Genomic DNA, 25,748 nt, shown 5'->3' with positions numbered 1-25,748 from the left:
CCTGCCGCTTCCGTGGCGATCGTAGAGAGCCCCGCTAGTGGGCCCGGCCGGCACACGAATAGTGAGCCTGGACGCCTCGTCATCCGGTGATCACCAGCTCGCGAGCTGCGGCGCCGCCGCCCTGTACGGAGTATGTGGTAGCGGCCTCGACCTGGGCGAAGCCGGCGAAGATCGAGCGGATCTGCGGCACGTCATTGATCGACATGATGAAGCGGCCTTTTAGCCCTCTTAAACGGGCCGCCATCTCCTCAAACTCCTCTCGGCCGAACATGGCCTTCCCATAGTCGTCCTCGCTGCCCCAGTAGGGCGGATCGAGGTAGAAGAGCGTCCCTTCGCGGTCGTAGCGGGTCAGGAAGTCCTGCCAGCGCAGTTGCTCGATGGTGACGCCGGCAAGGCGCTCATGAATGGCGTCGAGCTGCGGCGCCAGGGTCAGGATGTTGAACCCGGCCGTGGCAGACGCATCGACCCCGAAATTGCGGCCGGCGACCTTGCCGCCGAATGCCAGACGCTGCAGGTAGAGGAAGCGGCCAGCGCGCTCCAAGTCGGTCAGCGTCGCCGGATCGCTGGCCTTGAGCCGCTCGAACTCCCGGCGTCCGGAGAGCTGGAATTTGAGCGTCTCCATGAACTGCGGGTAGTGCCGCTGCAGGATGCGGAAGAGGTTCGCCACGTCGCCAGAATAGTCGTTGATGACCTCGGCAGGCGGCGCCAGGCGGCGTTTGAGGAAGATGCCACCCATACCGACAAACACCTCGGCATAGGTGCGGTGGGGGATGGTCTCGATGAGGGCAGTGATGCGCTTGGCCAGGTTGCGCTTGCCGCCGATATAGCCGGCCGGCGTTCTGGTGGGCTCGACGGTTCGCATTTGAGCGAAATCAGACATGGTTCCTTGGTCTCGACATGGTTCAACCGGCCTTGCCCTCTCCGGAGGGTGGCGGGCAGAGAGTGTCTCGTTGCGCTCTTGGGGTCGGACGCCAATCCATTGCCCCAGTCGAGGTGCTTCCACACCTCGGCCGCCCGTCGCCGATCGCGACGGGCAAACTTATCCACGGCTCGGTCCGGCCAGTGCGATGGCTCCGATGTGAGCCACCCCTTCAACTAAAGCTCAGCATCCGCAGCCCAATAGCTTTCGAAGTATCCACCGGAGGCTGAAATGGTTGCCGCCCTTGCTTCTCGAAAGCCGGAACGCCAGGCGGCAACGACCCCCGTGGTGGCGGCGAACCAGCTGGCCCCCACATTGGTGAGAACCACGGATGGAACGATGCGCTTCGTGACCTTGAAGGTGGAGAAATTGTAGTAGGTGCCCCCGGCGTTCACATCTGAGCTGAAGATGAAGTCGCCGTCATCGCTGGTTTCGAAATACCGCTGACACAGCGAAAGCTCGTCCCCTGGAAGGCGAATGGCAAAGGCCGTGGCCGACTTGCCCCGTTCCAGTTGCGGCCGAGAGACGGTGCCACCTATGAAGCGGACGGTGACATTGGCCCCACCCGTCAGGGCAAACACCTCACCCTTGGCGCGGGGCGTGCCGTTGACCGTGGCGGTGGCAGTGCCGTCCCAGGTAAGAACATGGTCGCCTGTCAGGGTGGCGGTTCCCTCGACCACCTGTTCCAGGCCGCCGGCAGGCGCGGTCATGGTGCGAACATTTTCGCTCTCGGTCCATGACAGGCTCTGCCCGCTGGTGACGACCCGCCAGCGGTCCAAGGTATATCGGTTCGCACCGACCGTGGCGGCGCCGCTCGCATATTGCCGCTGATTGATGGTCCCGCGGGCATTGATCAGGAGGTTGCGTACACCGCCCAGGAGGTCGGCGCCGATCGCGGCCCGCGCGGCAGCCGGCGCCACAAACTTGAGCAGCTTGCCAGTCGTGCCGTCCGCCACTGCCATCTGTCCGTCGATCGACGAAGCCGGACCGACAACATCCCCAGTGCCGGCGCCATCGACGCCCTTTGGAATGGAAAAATCAATGCGCACCGCCCCGGGCCCAATAGGCACTACGCCGGCCGCCGCTGCCCCTCCGGCAGGGAGCGTCGTAACCGGGCCGAACGTGATGGCGGTATAGGGGCCGGCATTTCCCCTACAACCGGCCAATCCCGCTGAATCCCACCTGATCCCGTATATCCCCACCCAGTGCCATCTGAACCTGCGCATTACAGAAACTTCTATTCCCCGGCGACGAGCGATCAATGGGGGTTGTTTCGGTTCGAAAAACCGGTGTCCCGAGGCGGCGACGTCTCTATTTCCCTCACCATACTGAGACGCACGCGTCTCGGGACACGTCCACGCCAACCGGGATCCGCATCGGCCGCCGGCGCTTTTGCACGTCCCGAATCTTAACGCCATCGGAACCTCTCCTAACCAATTCCTAACCAGTTAACCCGTGTCCCCGGTTTCACCACTGTTCCCATGTGGACGAGAACAAAAACCGAACGTATAAGAACAAACACAGAAACACGGGAGACCCAGATGCTCAACTTCGTCAAAGACCTCGCCGCTTTCGTTACCCTCGGCGCCTTCACCATCGGCTCGCTGACCTGGATGGACATCATCACCAAGTTCGCCTGATCGCCTGTGGATTGACCGCAGTGTGGTTTGACCCGACGCACCGGGTGAACCAAGGATGGACGAGGAGATGCACATGCGCGGCCCTGGCTTCATTCACCTACACGTCCACTCTGCCTTCTCGCTTCTGGAAGGCGCGGTCCAGCTCGAGACCATCCTCAAGCTGGCGGCCGAGGATAAGCAGCCCGCGCTGGGCCTTGCCGATACCAACAACCTCTTCGGGGCCCTCGAATTCTCCGAAAAGGCGACCAAGAAGGGCATCCAGCCGCTGATCGGCGTGGAACTGGCCGTCGATTTTGCCGCTGCCGAGGAACGCCTCAACGAACGCGGCCATACCGCCTGGGCAGGCAAGTCCAGCATTGTGCTGATGGCCCAGTCGGAAGAGGGGTTCTCCAATCTCTCCCAGCTCGTGTCGCAGGCCTACCTCGAAAGCGAGGACGGCCTGGCGCGCGCCAAGCTCGATTGGATGACGCGGGAAAGCCTGGCAGGTCTCATCTGCCTTTCCGGCGGGCCTGAAGGCGCCATCGACATGGCCTTTGCCAACGGGCAGGACGCCAATGCGATCAGGCGCCTCGACCGGCTGGCCGATCTCTTCGGCGACCGCTTCTACATCGAATTGCAGCGCCATGGCCGTCCCATGGAAACCACGGTCGAGCCGCGCCTTGTCGACTATGCCTATCGCAAGGGCATTCCGCTGGTCGCCACCAACGAGCCCTTCTTCAAGGCCGCAAAAGAATACGAGGCGCATGACGCGCTCTTGGCCATTGCCGGCGGCTCGGTGCTGGCCCAGACCGAGCGCCGCAAGCTCAACGACCAGTATTATTTCAAGACCCGCGCCGAAATGGTCGAGCTCTTCGCCGACCTGCCCGAGGCGCTCGATTCGACAATCGAGATCGCCCGGCGCGTCGCCTTCCGCCCCCGCACCCGCGGGCCCATCCTGCCAAAGTTCGCCGCCGGCTCGCATTCGACCGAGGACGAAGTCGTTGCCGCGGAAGCCGCTGCCTTGCGCAAGATTGCCGTGGAGGGCCTCGACAAGCGCATCGCCACGACCGGCATCGCGCCGGGCAAGACCGAACAGGAATATCGCGAGCGGCTCGATTTTGAGCTGAACGTCATCGAGAAGATGAAATTCCCCGGCTACTTCCTGATTGTGGCCGACTTCATCCAGTGGTCCAAGGCCCAGGATATTCCGGTGGGCCCGGGGCGCGGTTCGGGTGCCGGCTCGCTCGTGGCCTATGCCACCACCATCACCGACCTTGATCCGCTGCGCTACAATCTGCTGTTCGAACGCTTCCTCAATCCCGAACGCGTCTCGATGCCGGACTTCGACATCGACTTCTGCCAGGACCGGCGCGAGGAAGTCATCGACTACGTGCAGGACAAATACGGCAGCCAGCAGGTCGCCCAGATCATCACCTTCGGTACGCTCCAGGCCCGCGCCGTGCTGCGCGACGTCGGCCGCGTGCTGCAGATGCCATATGGCCAGGTCGATCGCATCTGCAAGCTTGTGCCCGCCAATCCGGCCGATCCCTGGTCGATCGAGCGGACCATGAAGGAAGTGCCGCAGTTCAAGCAGATGGCGGACGAGGACGAGACCGTCGCCCAGCTCGTCGAGATCGCCCAGTCGCTCGAAGGCCTCTTCCGCCACGCCTCGACTCATGCGGCCGGCATCGTCATCGGCGACCGTCCACTGCAGGAACTGCTGCCGCTCTACCGAGATCCGCGCTCCGACATGCCGGTCACGCAGTATAATCTCAAATGGGTCGAGCCGGCGGGCCTCGTCAAATTCGACTTCCTTGGTCTCAAGACGCTGACCACCATCCGCTATGCGGTCGACATGGTGAAGCAGCGCGGCATCGACATCGACATCGATGCCATCCCCATCGATGACGCGGCGACCTATAAGCTCTACGCCCGTGGCGACACCTACGGCATCTTCCAGTTTGAATCGGCGGGCATGCGTCGGGCGCTGATGGATCTGAAGCCCGACCGCATCGAAGACCTCATCGCCATGAACGCTCTCTATCGGCCGGGTCCGATGGACAACATTCCGAGCTTCATCGACCGAAAGCACGGCCGCGAGGATGTGGAATATCCTCATCCCAAGCTCAGCGAAGTGCTCGACGAGACCTATGGCATCATCGTCTACCAGGAGCAGGTGATGCAGATCGCCCAGCTCCTTTCGGGCTATTCGCTCGGCGAAGCCGACATGCTGCGCCGCGCCATGGGCAAGAAGATCAAGGCGGAGATGGACAATCAGCGCATCCGCTTCCGCGAGGGCTCGGGCCCCAACGGGGTGAGCGAAGCGCTTGCCGACCAGATTTTCGACCTTCTGGCCAAGTTCGCCAATTACGGCTTCAACAAGAGTCACGCCGCGGCCTATGCCTGGGTCAGCTACCAGACGGCCTACCTCAAGGAACACTTCCCGCACGAATTCTACGCCGCGTCGATGACCCTCGACATGGCGCAGACCGACAAGCTATCCGACTTCCGCCGCGAGGCCGGCAAGAAGAAGATCGAGGTCGTCCCGCCCTGCGTGAACCAGTCCGAAGTCGTCTTCTCGGTCAAGGATGACCGCATTCATTACGGTCTTTCGGCCGTAAAGGGTGTGGGCCGCGCCATGGCCGAGCACATCGTCGAGGTGCGCGGCGACAAACCGTTCAAGGATCTGGGGGATTTTGCCCGCCGCGTCGATCCGCGGGTCCTCAACAAGCGCACGCTTGAAACCCTGGTCAATGCCGGCGCTTTCGACGGCCTGGCCCCACGCCGCGAAGTGGCCTTCGCCGCCGTGGAATCGGTGATCGGCACCGCTCAGGCCCTCACCAGCGAGCGCAATGAAGGCCAGTGGAACATGTTCGACAGCGGCGAACCCGAGCCATTCCGCCTGCCCACTGGGGTGGCCGTCTGGAATTCCACCGAGCGGGCCGACCGCGAGCTGGCCGCCATCGGCTTCCATCTGTCGGCCCATCCGCTCGATGCCTATGCCGACCTCTTCGAAAAGCTCCGTGTGCAGCGCTGGGCCGATTTCGAGCGGGCCGTTAAGGACGGGGCAGGGGCCGGGCGCCTCGCCGGGACCATTTCATCCCGTAACGACAGGCGAACGCGAAAAGGCACGCCGATGATGATCCTGACCCTGTCGGATCAGAGCGGCACGTTTGAATGCATCGCCTTTTCCGAGCAGATCAACGAGTTCGGCGCCATCCTGCAGCCGGGCAACTCAGTCATCCTGCAGGTGGGCGCCGACGAGCGGGCCGAGAGCATCAGCGTCCGCCTGATCTCCGCCGAACCGATCGAAGGCATGGCGGAACGCGTCGATCGCCAGCTCACGGTGTTCCTGTCCGATGCCAAGGCGCTCGGGTCCACGCACGCCCAACTCAAGCGGGGCGGCAACGGCACCGTCAATTTCGTGGTCATCCGCGATGGCGGCGCGCGCGAATATGAGATCGAACTGCCTGGAAAGTACAATGTTACGGCAGAGGTCGCCGGGGGCATCAAGGCCCTCGAGGGCGTGACCGACGTCCGCTTTGCCTGATGCGGAAACAGACGCGGGAGAGGAAGGTTTTTGGACCCTCTCTCCCGCATGGGGGCTTTCACCCTTCGTCCCCGCGTCTCGGCGCGGGTCCATAATGAACAATACCATTGCCGGCCAAACGGTTCATTGAAATGATCGTGAAAATGCCGCGCAACGCCGTCATTGCGCAGATGTCTTGCCAATCCGGCACGCTTCCCCTATAGCAGCCACGCGTTCCGGCACCGTGCCGGGCGTGATCTCACACACGAAGCCGGCTTTCCCTCGGGGAAATCCATCCGGTGGCGGGTAACCGCTGCAAGTCTTCGTGGAGGTATAACCGGTAAAAGGAGCAGCCCATCATGGCACTGCCTGAATTCTCCATGCGTCAGCTTCTGGAAGCTGGCGTTCACTTCGGCCACCAGAAGCACCGCTGGAACCCGAAAATGGAACGCTACATTTTCGGCGTTCGCAACGACATCCACATTCTCGACCTGAGCCAGACCGTGCCGGCCCTCAGCCGCGCCCTGCAGCTCGTCAGCGACACCGTGGCCGATGGCGGCCGCGTGCTCTTCGTGGGCACCAAGCGCCAGGCTGCCCCGCTCGTTGCCGAAGCCGCCAAGCAGTCGGCCCAGTACTATGTCAACTCGCGTTGGCTCGGTGGCACCCTCACCAACTGGCAGACCATCTCGAACTCGATCGCCCGCCTGCGCGAGCTCGAGTCGATGAGCGAGGCCGACCTGGCCCTGCGCACCAAGAAGGAACGCCTGATGATGTCGCGCGAACAGGAGCGTCTCGAGCGCGACCTCGGCGGCATCAAGGACATGGGCAACCTGCCCAACCTCCTGTTCGTGATCGACACCAACAAGGAAGAGAACGCCATCAAGGAAGCCCGTCGCCTGGGCATCCCGGTCGTCGCCATTGTTGATACCAACTGCGATCCCGATATCGTCGACTACGCCATTCCCGGCAATGACGACGCCAGCCGCGCCCTCGAGCTCTATGTCTCGCTGGTTTCGCGCGCTGCCATCGACGGCATTGGCCGTTCGGCTTCGGGTCTGGGCGCCGATCTCGGCTCCTCCACCGAAGCTCCGGCGGAAGACCTGCCGGCTGACGAGACTGCCGTCAACTGATCGTCGTGCAGGCGTGCCTTGCTTGATGGCAAGGCACGCCCCGCCCGATTCCGGGCAATTCCCAATCGAATAAGCCGCCCCGCGAGGGGCCGCCAAGAGGTGAACCCATGGAAATCACTGCTGCAATGGTCAAGCAGCTCCGCGACTCGACTGGCGTCGGGATGATGGACTGCAAGAAGGCTCTGGCTGAAACCAATGGCGACATGGAAGCTGCGGTCGACTGGCTGCGCACCCGTGGCCTTGCCAAGGCCGCCAAGAAGGCCGACCGCGTTGCCGCCGAAGGTCTGGTTGGCGTCGCCACTGCCGGCACCAAGGCCGCCGTCGTCGAAGTGAACTCTGAAACCGACTTCGTTGCCCGCAACGAGCAGTTCCAGAACATCGTCGGCGCCGTTGCCAAGCTGGCCCTCGACGCCGATGGCGATGTCGTCAAGCTCGGCGAAATGCCGTTCCCCGGCACTGGTCACTCGGTTTCGGCCGAACTGACCGAAGCTATCGCCAAGATCGGCGAGAACATGAACCTGCGTCGCACGCAGACCGTCTCGGTCAGCGACGGCGTCGTGGAAAGCTACATCCACAATGCGGTCAAGTCCGGCATGGGCAAGATCGGCATTCTGGTCGCGCTCGAATCGACCGGCGACAAGGCCGCCCTCAGCGCCCTCGGCAAGCAACTCGCGATGCACATCGCCGCTGCCCAGCCGCAGGCCATCGCGCCCGACGAGCTGGACCAGGAAGTGGTTGCCCGCGAACGCGCCATCATTCTCGAGCAGGTCAAGGAAAGCGGCAAGTCCGCCGAGATCGCCGAAAAGATGGTCGAAGGCCGCATGCGCAAGTACTTCGAGGAAGTCACTCTGCTCAGCCAGGTCTTCGTCATCGACGGCGAGACCAAGGTCGCTGACGCGATCAAGAACGCCGAGAAGGATGCCGGCGCTCCGATCAAGCTGACCAAGTTCGTGCGCTTTGCCCTGGGCGAAGGTATCGAGAAGGTCGAGAGCGACTTCGCCGCCGAAGTGGCCGCAACGGCTGGCGTGAAGTAAGCGCCAATACTATCGGACGGGCCTTTCCGGGCCCGTCCTCTGCTCTCCGGAACACTCCGTCATCTGGATCGAGCCTGAATTTTCTTAAAGATCACATAGAGGGCCGCCGCTTCATTTGCGGAGCGTTTTGGCCTAGGGTCGCCCCGGTCCGCCGGAATCGGTGGCCCGCATTTTACCGACAAAGGGGTCTGGTCGATGTCGTCTGCCTACAAGCGCATTCTGCTCAAGGTTTCGGGTGAAGCGCTGGCAGGGGATAATTCGTTCGGTATCGAGCCCCCTTATCTGCAGCGCGTTGCCGGCCAGATCGCCGATGTCGCGCGGTCCGGCGTCCAGGTGGCCATCGTCGTGGGCGGCGGCAACATCTTCCGCGGCATGGCCGGCGCTGCCGACGGCACCGACCGTGTCACCGCCGACCTCATGGGCATGCTCGGCACCATGATCAACGCCCTGGCGCTCAGCAATGCCATCACCCGGCAGGGGGTCAAGTCCAAGCCCTTCAGCGCCGCGACCATGCCTTCGGTCGCCGATACCTTCACCGCTCGCGACGCCAAGCTGGCGCTCGAAGAAGGGTTTGTCGTCGTCCTCGGCGGCGGAACCGGCAACCCGTTTTTCACCACCGACACCGCGGCGACACTGCGCGCCATCGAGCTCGAATGCGATGTCGTCCTCAAGGGCACCAAAGTCGACGGCGTCTATTCGGCCGATCCGATGAAGGATCCCACTGCCACCCGCTACGACCAGATCAGCTATGACGATGTCATCAGCCAGAATTTGAAGGTCATGGATACCGCGGCTTTCGCCCTTGCCCGCGACAGCGCCATGCCGATAATCGTATATGCATTGGACGACAAGGCCGGGCTCAATGGCCTGCTCGAAGGCCGTGGACGCTCGACCTGGGTGGGCAATCCGCGCTAAAGCGACCGCTGAGGGGCAGGGCGCTCCGAGCGCCAGGCAGCAGATTGAAGCCGGATCGGGGTGACCCGTGCCGGACATGGACTGGAAGGATACGACAATGGCCGCAAGCTACGATCTCAAAGACATCAAGACCCGGATGCAGAAGACGATTGGGTCTCTCAAGGATGAACTGGGTGGCCTGCGCACCGGACGCGCAAGCGCCAGCCTGCTTGAGCCGGTGACCGTCGATGCCTATGGCTCGCGCATGCCGCTCAACCAGGTGGCGACGGTGACCGTCCCCGAGCCTCGTATGCTTTCGGTACAGGTCTGGGACCGCGGCATGGCCAATGCCGTCGAAAAAGCCATTCGTGACAGCGGCCTGGGCCTCAATCCCATGGGTGAAGGCCAGGTCATCCGCGTTCCGCTTCCCGAACTCAACGAGCAGCGCCGCAAGGAGCTCGCCAAGGTTGCCCATACCTATGCCGAACAGGCCCGCGTCGCTGTCCGCCACGTGCGTCGCGACGGCATGGATGCCTTGAAAAAGGCGGAGAAGGACGGCGACATGAGCCAGGACGATGCCAAGAAGCAGTCCGAACTCGTGCAGAAGGCCACCGACGACGCAGTGACCGAGATCGATGCGATCGTGGCGCAGAAGGAACAGGAGATCATGCAGGTCTGACCGGACCCGCTGATCTCGCGCCGGGAGGGCGTCGATGGCAGGGGAACCCGCCGCCAGTGTTGATTTTGTACCGGGCGTGGGATTGAAGATCCCGCGCCATCTCGGCGTCATCATGGACGGCAATGGCCGCTGGGCGCAAAAGCGCGGCAAGCGCCGCACCGAAGGCCATGTCGAAGGCGTCAAGGCTCTGCGCGGCATCGTCGAGCACTGCATCAATTACGGTGTCGACTACCTGACGGTGTTCAGTTTCTCGTCCGAGAACTGGTCTCGTCCGCAGGACGAAGTCTCGTTTATATTCAATTTGTTGCGGCGTTTCGTTGCATCGGACCTGCAGCGTCTGATCCGTAACAATGTCAAGGTCCGCATCATCGGCGCCCGACAGGGACTCGATCCCTCGCTGGTGCGCCTGATCGAGGATGTCGAGGCCAAGACCTCAGCCAATACCGGGCTTACCCTGGTGGTGGCGTTCAACTACGGCAGCAAGGCCGAAATCGTCGCTGCGGCGCGCCACCTGGCGCGCGAAGTGGCAGCCGGCCGGCTCGACCCCGAGGCGATCGACGAGCAGCGCATCGGCGACGCGCTCTATACCGCCGGCCTCCCGGATCCGGACATCATCATCCGCACCAGCGGGGAGCAGCGGCTCTCCAACTTCCTGCTCTGGCAGGCGGCCTATGCCGAGTTCATCTTCGTGGATGAGCATTGGCCCGATTTCAACGAAGCCAGTTTTGTGCGCGTGCTTGAAACCTATTCGCGCCGGGACAGGCGGTTTGGCGGCATCGGGACGGCAGCGAGTTGAGCGACAAAGGCGGGCCCCAGCCAGATCCGGCAACCAATCCGCGGCGCTCATGGGCCGATGTGGGGCCGCGGTTTGCCTCCGCCATCGTTCTGATCATTCTGACTGCGACCGCCCTCTATGTGGGAAGCTACCTCTTCGCCGCCGTGGTCGGGGCCGTCTATGGCGGCGCTTACCGCGAATGGGAGACCATGGTGTCGCGCGCGCCGCTCACCCCCATGGGCTGGGTGCTTATCGGTCTTGTCGGCATTTCGGGCCTCGTCTACCTCGCCTTCGGGCTGCTCGCGGCTGTGGCGACCATCGCGCTCGCCTGCATCGCCGCCCTGTTCATGGAGCGCGAGGATCGTCTCTGGCGCATTGCTGGCCTCGTCCTCTTCGGCGCCCTGATCATCTCCATCCTGCTCATGCGCGGCACCGGCACGGCCGGCATCTGGGCCGGGGTCTATCTTGGCACCGTGGTGTGGATGACCGATTCTGCGGCCTTCTTCACCGGCCGGCAGATCGGCGGGGAAAAGCTTGCCCCGGACATCTCGCCCTCCAAGACCTGGTCCGGCGCTCTGGGTGGGCTCGCGCTCGGCACCATTGCGGGGACACTGGTCTGGTCCTGGATCAGTGCTTCGCCCCTCTGGATCGGCCTCATCCTCTCTGCGTCAATCAGCATACTGGGACAGACCGGCGATCTGGCCGAAAGTGCCATCAAGCGCCACTTCCGGATCAAGGACAGCGGCGACATCATTCCGGGTCATGGCGGCCTGATGGACCGGCTCGACAGCCTCACATTCGGCGTGTTCCTGGTGGTTATCATAGGCGTGGCGCATGCCGGATTCGGCTCTGTTGCCGAGGGTTTGCTCCACTGGTAGCGCATCGGCGACGCCGGCCGCGCGGAGTTTGGATACGGCATGTTTGATTTCGCGTATTGGCTTCTGTCCTACCTGGTCCCGTTTCTTGCGGTGCTCACGGTCATCGTGTTCGTCCACGAAATGGGCCACTATCTGGTCGCCCGTTGGAATGGTGTCGCCATCCAGACCTTCTCGGTGGGCTTTGGCCGGGAATTGATCGGCTGGAATGACAGGCACGGCACGCGCTGGCGCATTTCCGCCATTCCCCTGGGCGGCTATGTCCGCTTCGTGGGCGACATGAACCCGGCCAGCGTGCCCGACCCGGACGCAGTGGCCAATGTGGATCCGGCCCTGGCGCCGCGCCTTTTCGTCAACAAGAACGTCTGGCAGCGCATCGCCATCGTAGCGGCCGGACCGCTGGCCAATGTCTTGCTGACCTTCGTCATCCTCTACGTGCTGCTGATGTGCTACGGGCGGGTCATCACGCCCCCCGACATCGCCTATGTGGCCGCCAATTCGGTCGCCCAGGAGGCCGGACTCGAGGCCGGAGACACGGTGCTGTCGGTGGACGGCTACGCGGTCCATGGCTTTGAGGATGTCATGCGCATGGTTGCCACCAGCCCCGAACGGGCGGTGACCATGACCATCGAGCGCGATGGTCAGACGCAGGACATCGTTCTCGTTCCCGATGCCCTGCAGGCAACGGATCGCTTCGGAAACGACTCGCGCATTGGCGACATCGGCATCGCGCCCTATGTGCTGTTGCCGGAGGTGGGCTCGGTAGTGCCGGGTTCCGCGGCCGAGGCGGCTGGCATCGAGGCTGGTGACGTGTTCACCGCCGTCGATGGCCGGCCCATCCAGTATTTCACGGAGTTCCAGCAGGCTGTGGCGGACCGGGCCGGAGATTCGGTCTCCGTCGAGGTCGCGCGCAATGGCGAGAGCCGCACGGTGGATCTCGCGCCGAGGGCGTTCGAAGTCGATGGCGAAACCGTAGTGGGAATCGGCGTGACGTCTGCCGCCCCGATCCTGCCAGAACCTACGCGCTATCGGCCCGGCCCGATCGAAGCCATCGGCATGACCGTCGAGGAAATCCGTTTCATCATCCAGCGGACGGCGGCCTTCCTGGGCGACTTCTTTGTCGGCCGGGGCGATGTCGAGCAGCTCGGCGGTCCCGTCAAGGTCGCCAAGGTGTCGGGCGAGGTGGCGACCCTGGGTATCGTGGCACTCATCAACCTGATGGCGCTACTGTCTCTCAACATTGGAATTTTCAACCTTCTGCCGGTTCCGATGCTGGACGGCGGACATCTGCTGTACTATCTGGTCGAAGCCGTCCGCGGACGGCCGCTAAGCATCAGAGTGCAGGAGATCGGATTCAGGTTTGGATTCGCGCTTGTATTGGCCCTGATGGTCTTCACCCTGTTCAACGACACGGTGTTCGACTATTTCGGAATCCTGCGCTAACCCCTTGTTAACCTTGGTTCGCAAGGTGTTGCACGAATACACGTGCACCAAGGAATTACTAACCGCGTGATCACTCACGCCTTGTTCCTGGTTAAAAAAACAGTAAAACAGTCCCATGGAGTTAGCTTGGGGGAGCGCTGTGCATGGCGATTCTCCGGGCCGGTCGCAGAAGGCAATAACAATATGAATCACACCACCAAGCTGCTGCGTGGCGCGGTTTCCGCGATCGCCCTCATCGGGGCTGCCCCGATGGTGGCGGGCCTGCCCGTCCTTGGCGTCGTGTCTGCTCAGGCCCAGGAACAGTTGGTTGCTTCGGTTCTGTTCGAAGGCAATCGCCGCTTCCCCGACAACCAGCTCCTGGCCATGGTCGACATTTCCAGCTCTGGCGTCTTCACCCAGCAGCGTCTGAATGCCGATATCGAGAGCATTCGCCAGGCTTATGCCCGTGAGGGCTTCAATTCCATTTCGGTGACGGCACGGACCGAGGCGACCGCCGACGGTCGCGTCCGCGTTGTCTTTGTTGTCAATGAAGGTGAGCGCGCGGGCATCGCTGCGATCAACTTCACCGGCAACAATTCCATCAGTGCCAACAATCTCAAGGGCACGATGCTCACCAAGGAATCGGGCGTTCTGAGCTGGCTGCTCAAGGACGACACCTATGATGAGCAGAAGATGGCGGTGGATCGCGAGCGCATCCGTCTCTACTACGCCAATCGCGGTTTCCCCGACGCCCAGGTCAACTCGGTCGCCGAGTACGACGCGGCGCGCAATACCTACTTCATCAACGTCACCGTCAATGAAGGCCAGCCCTACGAGTTCGGCGCCGTCGGTATCGAGACCAGCATCGATGGCCTCAACACCGACGTGCTGCGCGGCACGGTCCGCACCGGGCAGGGCGCAACCTATTCCGCTCTCGACCTGCAGAAGTCGATCGAGGACATGGCCTACGAGGCGACTGCTCAGGGCTATTCCTTCGCCGACGTGCGTGCTCGTCTCGATCGCGACGTCGCGACCAATACCTTCAACGTGACCTACCTCGTCGACGAAGGCGCCCGCGTCTATGTCGAGCGCATCAACATCACCGGCAACGTCAAGACCCGCGACTTCGTCATCCGTCGCGAGCTGGCTTTCGCCGAAGGCGACCCGTTCAACCGCTCCATGGTCGTGCGTGGCCGTACCGCCATCGACGCCCTGGGCTATTTCTCCAAGGTCGAAGTGACGACCGGTCCGGGTTCGGCGCCCGACAAGATCGTGCTCAACATCAATGTCGAGGAAACCTCGACGGGTGAATACGGCGTCACCGCCGGCTATTCGACCACCGATGGTATCCTGGGCGAACTCTCGCTGACCGAGCGTAATTTCCTTGGTCGCGGCCAGTTCCTGCGTGCCTCCATCGGCGCCTCGCAGGCCGGTCGTACCTTTGACTTCTCGTTCACCGAGCCGCGCTTCATGGGTCTCAAGGTGTCGGCCGGTGTCGATGCGTACCATCGCATCAGCGACGAGAACGCCACCAGCTTCTACGGTACCCAGACCACGGGTGGCCAGTTGCGCCTCGGTGTGCCGCTGACCAGCGCGCTCAATGCGCAGTTCTTTGGCGGATATGAGCGCAAGGTCGTCGAGGACGATGATGCGCCCAAATCTGCTCTGGTTACCAACGGTCAGGAATTCAACAAGGCATTCGTCGGCTATACGCTGACCTGGAACAGCCTTGATGACACCAAGAACCCGACGGAAGGCCTCTACGCGACCTTCACCCAGCAGTATATCGGCTGGGATCACAACCTGCTGCGCTCGGAAGCGCGTGCCCGCTACTTCGTGCCGGTCGTTCCGGACAGCGGCATCGTCGCCAGCGTTCGTGGCCAGGCGGGTGTCATCAACAGCCTCGATGGCAACAACGTCCATTCGATCGAAGCCTTCACTCCCGGTTCGCAGTTGATCCGCGGCTTTGCTGGTCGCGGTTTCGGTCCGCGCCTGGCGAGCGGTGAATATCTGGGCACCACGATGTATGCCGGTCTCTCCGGCGAGATCGAGTTCCCGATCCCCGGCCTGCCCGAGAACTACGGTCTGAGCGGTGCGGTTTGGGCTGACGCGGCCTGGATCGGCGATGCCAGCAACATCCTGGGTGGTGCCGGTGCCGTTGCGGGCAGCAACGACCAGCCGTGGCGCACCTCGATCGGTGCTTCGCTCATCTGGGACTCGCCGTTCGGCCCGCTGCGTGGCGACGTTGCCCATGTGCTGAACCAGTCGACCGACGACCGGACGCAGGTCTTCCAGTTCACCATCCAGACCTTGCTCTAGTCGGATCGGCGTGACAAAGCTCTTGAGCCGCGGTGCGGTAGCGCCGCGGCTCTGTTTTTTTCAAGTGATGTAATGGTCGACACCCGTTTTCACCGTTTCGCCGGCCCCATGACATTGGGCGCGCTTCTGGCCCGTCTGGGTCGCGCCGAGCTGGCCGATGGCCTTGCCGGCAGTGACTACGAAATCTCGGGCGTGGCCGAACTCGATCTGGCCGAACCGGGCGATCTCGTGCTCGCCGCACAGCCAGGCTATATCGAGGACCTGCGTCGCACCAAGGCTGGCGCGGTGCTTGTGGCGCCGGCGCTGCGCGATGCGGTCCCGCCCGGTTGCATCGCCATTACGCTTGAGCGGCCGCACAATCTCTTCGCTGAAATCCTCGATACGCTCTATCCGTCGAGCACGCGTTCGGTCATCGCGTCCGGTCGCGAAGACCTTGGTGCGCCGATCTTCGAGCGCGACGTCACCCTGGGCACCAATGTGGTGGTTGGCGCGGGGGTCGAAATCGGCCGCGGCACGGTGATCGGCGCCAATACCGTCATCGGCGCCGGCGTCACCATTGGCCGCAATTGCGTCATCGCTGCCAATACCACCATCGACTGCGCGCATCTGGGCAACGACGTGGTGATCCATTCCGGCGTTCGCATCGGCACCGAGGGATTCGGCTGGCTCGATTTCGGCCGGTCCAACCGCAAGATCCCCCAATTGGGGCGGGTCATCATCCAGGACAAGGTCGAGATCGGCGCCAACAGTACCGTGGATCGCGGTGCCTTGGGCGATACGGTGATCGGCGAGGGCACCAAGGTGGATAACCTGGTCCAGATCGGCCACAACTGCCGCATCGGCCGCTATTGCCTGATTGCGGCCATGAGCGGCCTGTCCGGCTCGACCATTGTGGGTGATGGCGTACTGATGGGCGGCGGCGTGGGTACGTCCGGACACCTCAGCATTGGCAGCGGCTCGGTGATCCATGGCCGCGCAGCGGTGACCAAGGATTGGCCTGAAGGGTCCAAACTTGCCGGTGCTCCGGCGCAGGATATAAGAGATTTCTGGCGTGAACTCGCCACTATGCGGAAACTGTCCAAGGGGGAGAAGCGGGGATGAGTGATACCACCGCCGTGACCGAGCTCGATGCCATGAGCATTGCGGAAATTCTGGAAGCACTGCCACACCGCTACCCCTTCCTGATGATCGATCGCATCGTCGACATCAATGGCGACGAATCCGCAATCGGTATCAAGAACGTCACCTATAACGAGCCCATCTTCACCGGCCATTTCCCCGGCAACCCCATTTTCCCGGGTGTGCTCATCATTGAAGGCATGGCCCAGACGGCTGGCGCCATCGTCATCAAGCATGATGGCAATGCCGGCGGGAAGAAGATCGTGCTGATGCTCGGCGTCGACGCTGCCAAGTTCCGCAAGCCGGCGGGGCCGGGCGACACGATCGAGTTCCACATCGCCAAGATGCACCGCCGCCGCAATGTCGGCCGCTACAAGGCCGAGGCCAAGGTCAATGGCGCTGTCATCGCTGAGGCCGAGATTACGGCGATGATTGTTGGTGCTCCCGAGTGAGCGCTCCCGTGATTCACCCGACGGCGATTATCGCCGACGGGGCGAGGCTGGGTGAGGGCGTACGGATCGGCCCATACAGCATAGTCGGGGCCAACGTCACGCTGGGCGACAATGTCGAACTGGTGTCCCATGCCGTGGTCGAGGGCAACACCACGATCGGCGCTGGCACTCGCATCTTCCCCTTCGCCTCGGTCGGGCACCAGCCTCAGGACCTCAAGTTTCACGGTGAGGACTCGCGCCTCGTCATCGGTGAAAACTGCACGATCCGCGAATCGGTCACCATCAATCCCGGAACCGAAAACGGCGGGATGCTGACCCAGATCGGCGACAATTGCCTGATCATGGCCAATGCGCATGTGGCCCATGACGCCATCGTCGGCAACAATGTCATCATGGCCAACTATGTCGGCATTGCCGGCCATGTGCAGGTCGGCGACAACGTCATTTTCGGCGGCACCTGCGTCATCCACCAGTTCACCCGCATTGGTGCCCATGCGTTCATCGGCGCCCAGTCCATGGTAGATGGCGATGTCATCCCATTTGGCATGGCGGTGGGGAATCGGGCGACGTTGACGGGATTGAATCTGGTGGGGCTAAAGCGCCGCAAGTTTGATCGCGAGGCCATTCATCGTCTTCGGGCGGCCTATCGGCAGATCTTCGCCAGCGAAGGCACCCTGCGCGAACGTGTTGAAGATGCTGCGGAATTGTTCCGCGACGACGTGCTGGTCCAGGAAGTCGTGCGCTTTATCTCGGAGGCGCAGGATCGCCCGATCCTCCTGCCGCGGAACGGCCACGAGACCGAATAGCCTCCTGGAGTCCCTTGATGAACGACACGCTGCGCCTTTTCATCCTGGCCGGCGAGCCGTCGGGTGACCGCATCGCGGCCGATCTCGTTGCCCGGTTGCGTCAGCGTGTATCCCTGGATCTCACCGGCGTCGGCGGCGACGAACTGGCGGCCCAGGGGCTAGAATCCCTCTATCCCATGTCCGACCTGGCGGTGATGGGCATCACCGATGTCCTGTTCAACCTGCCGAAAATCCTCTGGCGCCTCGAACAGACGGCGCGCGCCATCCTTGCCACCAATCCCGATGTCGTGGTGCTCGTCGATGCGCAGGATTTTTCGCGCCTTCTGGCCGCGCGTCTGCGCAAGCGCGGCTTTGCCGGGCGTCTCATCCTCTATGTGGCGCCCTCCGTCTGGGCCCGCCATCCGGAGCGAGCGGCGCGGCTGAAGCCGCTCTTCGATGCCGTCCTTGCCGTGCTGCCGTTCGAGCCCGACGTCATGGAGCGACTCGACGGACCACCGACGCGCTATGTCGGCCATCCCGCACTGGCCGAGGCGCTCCCCGCACGTGAGGCCGTGGATCGTGGCCCGCTGGTCCTGCTGCCGGGCAGCCGGGCAGGGGAGTTGCGTCGGCATCTGCCTGTGCTGGCCACCCTTGCGCCAGAGTTGGCGGCGCGCGCCGAAGTTAGCGAACTGGTCATCCCCACCCTCAAGCGGCTGCGCCCGCGCCTCGAGGCCGAAACCAGGACCTGGGGTGTGCCTGTGCGCATCGTCGACAACAGGACGGATCGGCGCGACCTCTACGCTTCGGCGATATCAGCGCTCTGCGTGTCCGGCACCGTCACCCTCGAACTGGCGCTCGCCCGGCTGCCGATGGTGGTGATCTATGCGCTGGACCGCCACCAATCGCGGATCTTCGACCGGCTCGGCCGTCCGTCGGTGTCGCTGCCCAACATCATCCTCGGGCGCTCCGTAGTGCCCGAAATCGTCGCAGCGCCGTTGCTGGCCGCCAATGTCGGCCCCGTCATCGCAGAGGTCATCGGCAACAAAAAAGCCCGCCAGGACCAGATGGTGGCCTTTGACGAGCTTGTCGCGGTGATGGAGACGGGCCTGCCGCCTTTTGAGCGACAGGACCCGGCGGAGCAGGTCCTGTCCCTGTGGAAAAATCAGCGGCTGCTGATCGCCGAATAGTCGCGGGCGGTGGCGCCGTTATAGAGCTGGCGCGGACGGCCGATCTTCTTCTGCGGATCGCCGATCATTTCCTTCCACTGGCTGATCCAGCCGACGGTGCGGGCCACCGCGAAGAGCACGGTGAACATCGAGGTCGGGAAGCCGATCGCGTCAAGGATCACGCCCGAATAGAAGTCCACGTTCGGATAGAGCTTGCGGTCGATGAAGTACTGGTCCTCAAGCGCGATGCGTTCGAGTTCCTGGGCGACCTGCAGGGTCGGATTGTTGCCGACGCCGAGGATCTCCAGCACTTCCTTGGCCGTGGCCTGCATGACCTTGGCGCGCGGATCGAAGTTCTTGTAGACGCGGTGCCCAAAACCCATCAGGCGGAACGGATCGTTCTTGTCCTTGGCGCGGGCGATGAACTCGGGAATGCGGTCAACCGTGCCGATCTCGCGCAGCATGTTGAGGCAGGCTTCGTTAGCGCCGCCATGGGCCGGGCCCCAGAGGCAGGCCACGCCGGCCGCGATACAGGCGAAGGGATTGGCATCGGACGAGCCGGAAAGGCGAACGGTCGAGGTCGAGGCGTTCTGCTCGTGGTCGGCATGGAGTGTGAAGATCAGGTCCATGGCGCGGGCGATGCGCGGGTCCACCTTGTATTCCTCGGCCGGAACCGAGAAGCACATATGGAGGAAGTTCGCCGCGTAATCGAGATCGTTGCGCGGATAGACGAAGGGCTGGCCCACCGAATACTTGTAGGCCATCGCCGCCAGGGTCGGGATCTTGGCGATCATGCGGATCGAGGCGATCTCGCGCTGGCGCGGATCGTTGATATCGGTCGAGTCGTGGTAGAAGGCAGCCATGGCGCCGACCACGCCGGTCATGATGGCCATCGGATGCGCGTCGCGGCGGAAGCCACGATAGAAGTAGTGCATCTGCTCATGCACCATGGTGTGGCGCGTCACCAGCTTTTCGAACTCGACAAACTGGGTCTTGGTCGGCAGCTCGCCATAGAGCAGCAGGTAGCAGACTTCGAGATAGTTGGACTTTTCGGCCAGTTGCTCGATCGGGTAGCCGCGATAGAGCAGTTCGCCCTTGTCGCCATCGATATAGGTGATGGCGCTATCGCAGGCTGCGGTCGACGTGAAACCCGGATCATAGGTAAACAGGCCCGTCTTGGCATAGAGCGATCGAATATCCATCACGTCCGGACCCACCGAACCGCTCAGGATCGGGAATTCATGGGTCTGGTCTCCGATGACGAGTTTGGCGACTTTATCGGTCATTGAGCTCTCCTCGCTTCACCCCTTTCCACCCGCAGGAAAGGACAGGAAATGCGGGCAGGGGCCGGCGCCTTGGAAGCGCCGCTTTTCCCGGCAAGAGGTATCAGGTCTTGCCCGTCGCAAGCAACCGATAGGTGAGTATGACTTATCTATTCGACACGCTGGCGACAGCCGTGACCGGCGGCCTCAGCCGCCGATCTGATCACCGAGTCGCGCGAGGCTTTCCTCCCGCCCGATCAGCACCATGACCTCGAAAATCCCCGGAGATACAGTGCGTCCCGTGAGCGCCGCGCGCAGCGGCTGCGCCAGCTTGCCCAGCTTCAGGCCCTTCTCCTCGGCAAGGGCACGCATGGCCGTGTCGATCGCCGGCACTGACCAATCGGCAAGGCCCCCTAACGTATCGGCAATGCTCTTGAGCACGAGCCGGGAGTCGTCGGTAAGCAGGGCCGCCGCAGCCGCGTCGGGCGTGATCGGACGGAGGGCATAGATGAACTGTGCCAGGTCGATCAGTTCGAGCACCGTCTTGGCGCGTGGCTGCAATTCGGGCAGGGCGGCCAGCACCGTATTATGGTTGGCCTTGAGCCCCTTGGCATCCTCGTCGCGACCCACTTCTTCGGCCGTACCCACCATCACCTCGTAGAGGTAGCGCGGGTCGGCCTCGCGGATATAGTGGCCATTGATGTTCTCGAGCTTGACGAAGTCGAAGCGCGCCGCGCCCTTGTTGAGGGCTTCGAGGCTGAACCACTCGACCATCTGCTCGGTCGAGAAGATTTCGTCGTCGCCATGGCTCCAGCCGAGGCGCGCGAGGTAGTTGCGCACCGCTTCCGGAAGATAGCCCATCTGCCGATAGGCTTCGACGCCCAGGGCACCGTGGCGCTTGGAGAGCTTCGCGCCATCCGGCCCATGGATCAGCGGGATATGCGCCATTTCCGGCACGGTCCAGCCCATGGCATTGTAGATGACGATCTGGCGGGCGGCATTGGTCAGGTGGTCGTCGCCGCGGATGATGTGGGTGACGCCCATGTCATGGTCGTCCACCACCACGGCGTGCATATAGGTCGGCGTGCCGTCCGAGCGCAGGATGATGAAATCGTCGAGGTTCTCGGTCTTGAACACGACATCGCCCTGCACATGGTCATGCACGACGATCTCGCCCGAGAGCGGCGCCTTGATGCGGACCACCGGCTTGATGCCTTCCGGCGCCTCGGAGGGATCGCGGTCGCGCCAGAAGCCATTGTAGCGCGGCGGCTTGCCGGCGGCGCGCGCCTCCTCGCGCATCTGGTCCAGCTCCTCGGGCGAGCAATAGCAGTAATAGGCGTGGCCCATTTTCACCAGCTCATGGGCAACCTCGGCATGGCGGGACGCGCGCGCGAACTGGCTGATCGGCTCACCCTCCCAATCGAGGCCGAGCCAGGTGAGCCCGTCGATCAGCGCGGTGACTGCCGCTTCGGTCGAGCGTTCGCGGTCGGTGTCCTCGATCCGCAGCAGCATCTTCCCGCCCTGGTTCTTGGCATAGGCCCAGCTGAACAGCGCAGTGCGGGCGCCGCCAATATGCAGATAGCCGGTGGGGGAAGGAGCAAAGCGGGTGACGACCTGAGACATGGCAACCGGGGGATTTGAGGAATTGCGGGCCGTGTGTAGCATAGGCGGGCTTGAGCGCAAGGGCAGGGGCGCATGGAGGCGGGACACGAGGCTTGGGGTGGCCTGGGAGACGCGTGGCGGCGTTGGCGCGCCCACGGCGCCACGACCGCTGCAACCCGCATCCTGCCAGCAGTCCTCGCTTCATTGCGCCGATGCATCGTGGACGCCATCGACAAGCGCCGGCTCTTCGTCCTCCTGCCCTTCGGGCTGATTGTCGGACTAGCTCTATATGCCAACCTTCCGGCCGAGCCGCCACTGCAGGTGTTTGCAGCCGGTTCGCTGGTCGTGGGACTGGCGCTCATTCTGTGCCTTTGGACCAGGTCACTGGCCACTACCCGATGGGCCGTGCAGGCGCTGTTTATCTGGGCCGGCTTTTGCCTCCTGCCGTTGCATGGCCTCGCCTTCGGCACATCCATGCTGGCCTTTCCCGCCTATGGCACCTACGAGGCCATCGTGGACGAGGTTCTGCCCGGTGACGACGGCGCGCAGCGGGCGATCGTCTCCAGCCTCACACCCGAGGGCGAAGCGCGCCCGGTTCCGGTCCGGCGCGCCCGCATCCTGCTTCCGGATGGGGAAAGGGTCGAGCCGGGTGACCACCTGCGCGCTGACCTGCGGCTCGCGCCCATTCCCGGGCCTGTCCTGCCCGGTGCCCACGACGCACAGTTTCATTCCTACTTCATCGGTGTCGGCGCCTATGGCTCCGTGATCGGCACGTTCGAGCGCATCGACCCAGCCGAAGGGTTCAACCTCGGCCGTGCCATCCAGGCACTGCGCGACGTTATCGGTAACCGCATAGCCACGGTTCTGTCGGGCGATACCGCGGCAATCGCCAAGGCCATGGTGGTGGGCGACCAGAGCGCCATTTCCGACGAAACCCGCGAGCTGATGGCCGCGGCGGGTCTGGCCCACATTTACTCCATTTCCGGCCTCCACCTCTCCATCGTTGCCGGTGGCGTCTTCTGGCTGGTGCGGATGGTACTGGCCTCGGTTCCGGTGCTGGTGGCTTGGCCCACCAAGAAGATCGCGGCCGTCACCGGACTGGTGGCCGCCTTCCTCTACCTGTTGCTGGCCGGAGGCATCGACAATGTGCCGGCCTTCCGCTCCACCTTGATGCTGGCGCTGATCTTCGGCGCCGTCCTGGCCGGTCGGCAGGCGCTGACCATGCGCAATGTCGCCATCGCCGCGATCGTCATCGTGCTCATCGATCCGGCCAGCGTGTTCCGCCCCAGCTTCCAGCTCTCCTTTGCGGCCGTGGTCGGCCTTATCGGCATCTACGAGTTGCCGCGCCTGCAGGCCACGTCCGAAGCGGAATATCTGCATCGTGTCGCCAGGGTGGTCGCCGTCACGGCATGGACCAGCTTCGTCGCTGGGCTGGCGACGCTGCTTTTCTCCGCCTACCATTTCCAGCAGACCGCGCCGCTCGGCGTGCTGGGCAATGTGCTGGCGCTGCCTTTCGTGGGCCTTGTCATCATGCCAGCGGGTGTCGTTTCGGTGCTCGCCATGCCGCTGGGTCTCGATGCGCCGTTTCTCCACGCCATGGGCTGGGGGATCGATCGCATGGTCGATGTGGCCGAACTGGTGGCGGGCTGGAGCGCCGGCTGGACCGGAAATCCGCTACTGGCTGGATGGACGCTGGCGGCGGGACTGATGGCGCTGGCCTGGTTCGCCTTTATCGAAAACCACTGGCGCCTGGCCGCGCCGGCCATTGCGGCCGGCGTCATTCTGCTGTTCGGCTTCACGGCCCGCCCCGACATTCTGATCGCCGACACGACGCAGGCCGTTGCGGTAAGGGATGGCGATGGCATGGCTTTGGCCAGCGGCCGCACCGGGAGCTTCGCCGTCGATGTGTGGAGCGAGCACTTCCAGACCGAAATCGAAGTCGCCCATTCAGGCGCGCGCTGCGACAGCATCGGCTGCGTGGTCACGACGCCGGATTACAGCGTCGCCCTTGTTCGCAACGCGGCCGCCTTTGCCGAGGATTGCGGCCGGCACGATCTGGTGGTTGCGCGGATCTACCCGCCGCAGCATTGCTTCGCGGATGGCCAAGTGATCGGCGCGGCCGAGCTCGCGTCCGGCGGCGTTCACGCCCTGACCTGGGACGAGCGCGCCGGGCGGTTCGATATCCGCCCGGCCATGGAGAGCGTCAGCCGGCCGTGGCGAGCCGCGCGATAGCAACGCCCGCCGCCGGAATATCCGCGCTGCCCAGCACATAGCCCGCCTCGTCATCCGCCGGGGAGAGGACCTGCGCGCTCGCGGCATAGTTCACATAGACGCGGTAGCCGCCCCGCACCCGGCATCGGACGCCAGCGGGCAGGCTGAGAGTTGGCGTGTCGGCCTCGGCGATCATGTAGTCGGCAACGCGCTGCACCAGCGCCTTGTCGCCGCTGGCCGCGAAGTAGAACAGCTTGCCCTGCGACAGCAGCACCGGCACGCCAGCCTCGTCTTCCATGACCACCTCGGCATTGCCGACGGTGATCTCCCGCCACAGCCGTGCCGCGCCGCCGCCCTTGACGGCAACCTCTATACCGGCGGGCAGGCTGTCCACCCGCGCCACCTTGAGGTCGAGCAGGTTGGCACCGAGATCCGGCCCCAGCCGGGGCGGAATGGAGAAGTTCTCGGTCTTCGAGCCGCTGCGTGGCCCCACCAGCAGATAACCCTCGAAATTCGCGACGGCCGAACGCAGCGCCTCATTCCATGTCAGCAACGCCGGAATAGCGACGATGTCATAGCCGCTGAGATCGCTGGTTGTGGGCGGCAGGACGTCCACATCGAGCCCGCGCTTGCGGAAGGCCGCGTAGAGCCCGCGCACGTGATTGCCATGGCTGAACCCGGCTGCCTGCGGCTGGATTTCCCAGGCCCATTCGCTTTCATAGTCGAAGATGACCGCGACCTTGCCTTGGCCGGCAGGCCCATCGAGGCCGATCTCCTGGAGCTCGCGCGCCACCTGGCTGGCCTCGCCATAGGCCGGCGCGGGTTCGCTGTCGGGCCGAAGGAGGCCGGCATGCATCTGCTCCTGCCCGAACGGTGCCTGGCGCCAGCGGAAATAGGAGACGACTTCCGCGCCATGCGCAAAGGCCTCCCAGGCCCAGAGCCGCGCCATGCCCGGCAGCGGATCGGGATTGGCGTCTGCCCAGTTCACCGGGCCCGGCTGCTGCTCCATGATCCACATGCGCCCATGCCCCACGCTGCGATAAAGGTCGTGGTGGAAGGCCGCATTGTCGGGATCGCCCTGGCGCATGTAGAGCGCCTTGTGCTCGTCGCTCTCGGAACTCTTGGCCAGGTGGCCGATGGGGTAGGAGTCCCAGCTCGCGATATCCAGCGTTTCGGCCAGGTGGTAGTGATCGAACTCGCTGTAGCGGCTCATGAAATTGTGGATCACCGGCAGGTCCGGGCGCTTTGCCTTGAGGATCTCGTACTGCGTGCGGTTGAACGCGGCGACCTGGTCCGAGGAATAGCGCCGGAAATCCAGTTCATGGGCCGGAGCGGCATCGCAGACCAGGAGATTGGGCAGTTCGATCTGGTCGAAGCGGCTGTATTCCATCGACCAGAACACGTTGCCCCATGCGGTGTTGAGCGCCTCGATGGTCCCGTATTTCTCCGCGAGCCACTTGCGAAAACCCTCGAGCGCCGCAGGCGAGTACGAATAGGTCGTGCCGTGACAGCCATACTCATTGTCGGTCTGCCAGCCGCCCAGCGCCGGATGATCACTCAAGGCGTCGGCGAGGATGCGCGTGATCCTTGCGCTCTCCTCGCGGAAACCGAGATGCGAGAAATCATAGTGCCGGCGCGAACCAAAGCCCTTGCGGCGGCCTTCGCGGTCCACCGCCAGCATGTCGGGATGCTTATCGACCATCCAGCGCGGCGGCGTGGCCGTCGGCGTGCCGACGATCACCCTATGGCCATGGCGCCCGAGCACATCCATGGCGCGGATCATCCAGTCGAGCCGGAGATCGCCCTCGCTTGGTTCCAGCCGCGACCAGGCGAACTCGCCGATGCGCACATAGCGAATGCCCACCTCGGCCATCCGCTTCGCATCGGTCTCCCACCACTCCTCGGGCCAGTGTTCAGGATAATAGCAGACGCCGAGGGTGGGGCTGATCATGGTTG

General features: G+C 63.5%; 19 protein-coding genes. 14 read left to right on the top strand and 5 right to left on the bottom strand.

Annotated elements, in window-relative coordinates:
• Positions 1–79 precede the first annotated feature (79 nt).
• The gene (locus JEQ47_RS06855; RefSeq protein ID WP_198875602.1) at positions 80–880 is read right to left on the bottom strand and encodes a DNA adenine methylase; all 801 of its coding nucleotides are present in this window, start codon (positions 878–880) and stop codon (positions 80–82) included.
• 215 nt (positions 881–1,095) lie between these two features.
• Positions 1,096–1,968, bottom strand: coding sequence for a hypothetical protein (locus tag JEQ47_RS06850; RefSeq protein ID WP_198875601.1), 873 nt, complete (start codon positions 1,966–1,968; stop codon positions 1,096–1,098).
• A gap of 664 nt (positions 1,969–2,632) precedes the next feature.
• Here JEQ47_RS06850 and dnaE point away from each other — a divergent pair.
• From dnaE to JEQ47_RS06785, 13 genes are all read left to right on the top strand, one after another.
• Positions 2,633–6,088, top strand: coding sequence for a DNA polymerase III subunit alpha (dnaE, locus tag JEQ47_RS06845; RefSeq protein ID WP_198875600.1), 3,456 nt, complete (start codon positions 2,633–2,635; stop codon positions 6,086–6,088).
• Between the two features lie 338 nt (positions 6,089–6,426).
• Positions 6,427–7,197, top strand: coding sequence for a 30S ribosomal protein S2 (gene rpsB / locus JEQ47_RS06840; protein WP_198875599.1), 771 nt, complete (start codon positions 6,427–6,429; stop codon positions 7,195–7,197).
• Between the two features lie 107 nt (positions 7,198–7,304).
• A complete protein-coding gene (tsf, locus tag JEQ47_RS06835) occupies positions 7,305–8,231 on the top strand; it encodes a translation elongation factor Ts (protein ID WP_198875598.1) in 927 nt (308 codons plus the stop codon).
• Between the two features lie 195 nt (positions 8,232–8,426).
• Positions 8,427–9,146 carry a UMP kinase gene (gene pyrH / locus JEQ47_RS06830; protein WP_198875597.1) on the top strand — a complete coding sequence of 240 codons (720 nt, stop codon included), beginning with the start codon at positions 8,427–8,429 and terminating at the stop codon, positions 9,144–9,146.
• Positions 9,147–9,243: 97 nt separating this feature from the next.
• Positions 9,244–9,804 (top strand): ribosome recycling factor, encoded by a 561-nt coding sequence (gene frr, locus JEQ47_RS06825; RefSeq protein WP_198875596.1) that lies wholly within the window; start codon positions 9,244–9,246, stop codon positions 9,802–9,804.
• 34 nt (positions 9,805–9,838) lie between these two features.
• Positions 9,839–10,600 (top strand): undecaprenyl pyrophosphate synthase, encoded by a 762-nt coding sequence (gene uppS, locus JEQ47_RS06820; protein ID WP_198875595.1) that lies wholly within the window; start codon positions 9,839–9,841, stop codon positions 10,598–10,600.
• Positions 10,597–11,457 carry a phosphatidate cytidylyltransferase gene (locus JEQ47_RS06815; protein WP_198875594.1) on the top strand — a complete coding sequence of 287 codons (861 nt, stop codon included), beginning with the start codon at positions 10,597–10,599 and terminating at the stop codon, positions 11,455–11,457. Before uppS ends, JEQ47_RS06815 begins: the two co-directional genes overlap by 4 nt.
• A 39-nt stretch (positions 11,458–11,496) precedes the next feature.
• The gene (gene rseP, locus JEQ47_RS06810) at positions 11,497–12,897 is read left to right on the top strand and encodes an RIP metalloprotease RseP (RefSeq protein ID WP_198875593.1); all 1,401 of its coding nucleotides are present in this window, start codon (positions 11,497–11,499) and stop codon (positions 12,895–12,897) included.
• A gap of 183 nt (positions 12,898–13,080) precedes the next feature.
• Positions 13,081–15,195, top strand: a complete 2,115-nt coding sequence (bamA, locus tag JEQ47_RS06805) for an outer membrane protein assembly factor BamA (protein WP_198875592.1) — start codon at positions 13,081–13,083, stop codon at positions 15,193–15,195.
• A gap of 72 nt (positions 15,196–15,267) precedes the next feature.
• The gene (gene lpxD, locus JEQ47_RS06800; protein WP_198875591.1) at positions 15,268–16,296 is read left to right on the top strand and encodes a UDP-3-O-(3-hydroxymyristoyl)glucosamine N-acyltransferase; all 1,029 of its coding nucleotides are present in this window, start codon (positions 15,268–15,270) and stop codon (positions 16,294–16,296) included.
• Positions 16,293–16,766 (top strand): 3-hydroxyacyl-ACP dehydratase FabZ, encoded by a 474-nt coding sequence (fabZ, locus tag JEQ47_RS06795; protein WP_198875590.1) that lies wholly within the window; start codon positions 16,293–16,295, stop codon positions 16,764–16,766. Before lpxD ends, fabZ begins: the two co-directional genes overlap by 4 nt.
• Positions 16,763–17,572, top strand: a complete 810-nt coding sequence (lpxA, locus tag JEQ47_RS06790) for an acyl-ACP--UDP-N-acetylglucosamine O-acyltransferase (protein WP_198875589.1) — start codon at positions 16,763–16,765, stop codon at positions 17,570–17,572. The genes fabZ and lpxA overlap by 4 nt, the downstream gene beginning before the upstream one ends.
• 17 nt (positions 17,573–17,589) lie before the next feature.
• Positions 17,590–18,738, top strand: a complete 1,149-nt coding sequence (locus tag JEQ47_RS06785; RefSeq protein WP_198875588.1) for a lipid-A-disaccharide synthase — start codon at positions 17,590–17,592, stop codon at positions 18,736–18,738.
• On the opposite strand, the gene gltA is transcribed toward JEQ47_RS06785, so the two are convergent.
• Together gltA and gltX are read right to left on the bottom strand one after the other, a co-directional pair.
• On the bottom strand, positions 18,714–20,003 hold the full coding sequence (gene gltA / locus JEQ47_RS06780) for a citrate synthase (protein WP_198875587.1): 1,290 nt from the start codon (positions 20,001–20,003) through the stop codon (positions 18,714–18,716). The two genes, JEQ47_RS06785 and gltA, sit on opposite strands and share 25 nt — an antisense overlap.
• 183 nt (positions 20,004–20,186) lie before the next feature.
• The gene (gltX, locus tag JEQ47_RS06775; RefSeq protein WP_198875586.1) at positions 20,187–21,602 is read right to left on the bottom strand and encodes a glutamate--tRNA ligase; all 1,416 of its coding nucleotides are present in this window, start codon (positions 21,600–21,602) and stop codon (positions 20,187–20,189) included.
• A gap of 198 nt (positions 21,603–21,800) precedes the next feature.
• Here gltX and JEQ47_RS20595 point away from each other — a divergent pair, with 198 nt between their 5' ends.
• A complete protein-coding gene (locus JEQ47_RS20595) occupies positions 21,801–23,813 on the top strand; it encodes a ComEC/Rec2 family competence protein (protein ID WP_198875585.1) in 2,013 nt (670 codons plus the stop codon).
• Here JEQ47_RS20595 and JEQ47_RS06765 read toward each other — a convergent pair.
• The gene (locus JEQ47_RS06765) at positions 23,785–25,743 is read right to left on the bottom strand and encodes a beta-galactosidase (RefSeq protein ID WP_198875584.1); all 1,959 of its coding nucleotides are present in this window, start codon (positions 25,741–25,743) and stop codon (positions 23,785–23,787) included. The genes JEQ47_RS20595 and JEQ47_RS06765 overlap by 29 nt on opposite strands.
• Positions 25,744–25,748: the final 5 nt, after the last annotated feature.

Source organism: Devosia sediminis, from assembly GCF_016411825.1.
GTDB lineage: Bacteria > Pseudomonadota > Alphaproteobacteria > Rhizobiales > Devosiaceae > Devosia > Devosia sediminis.
Note: the sequence above shows the minus strand (reverse complement) of the source record. Positions and strands in the feature narration are given on the sequence as shown.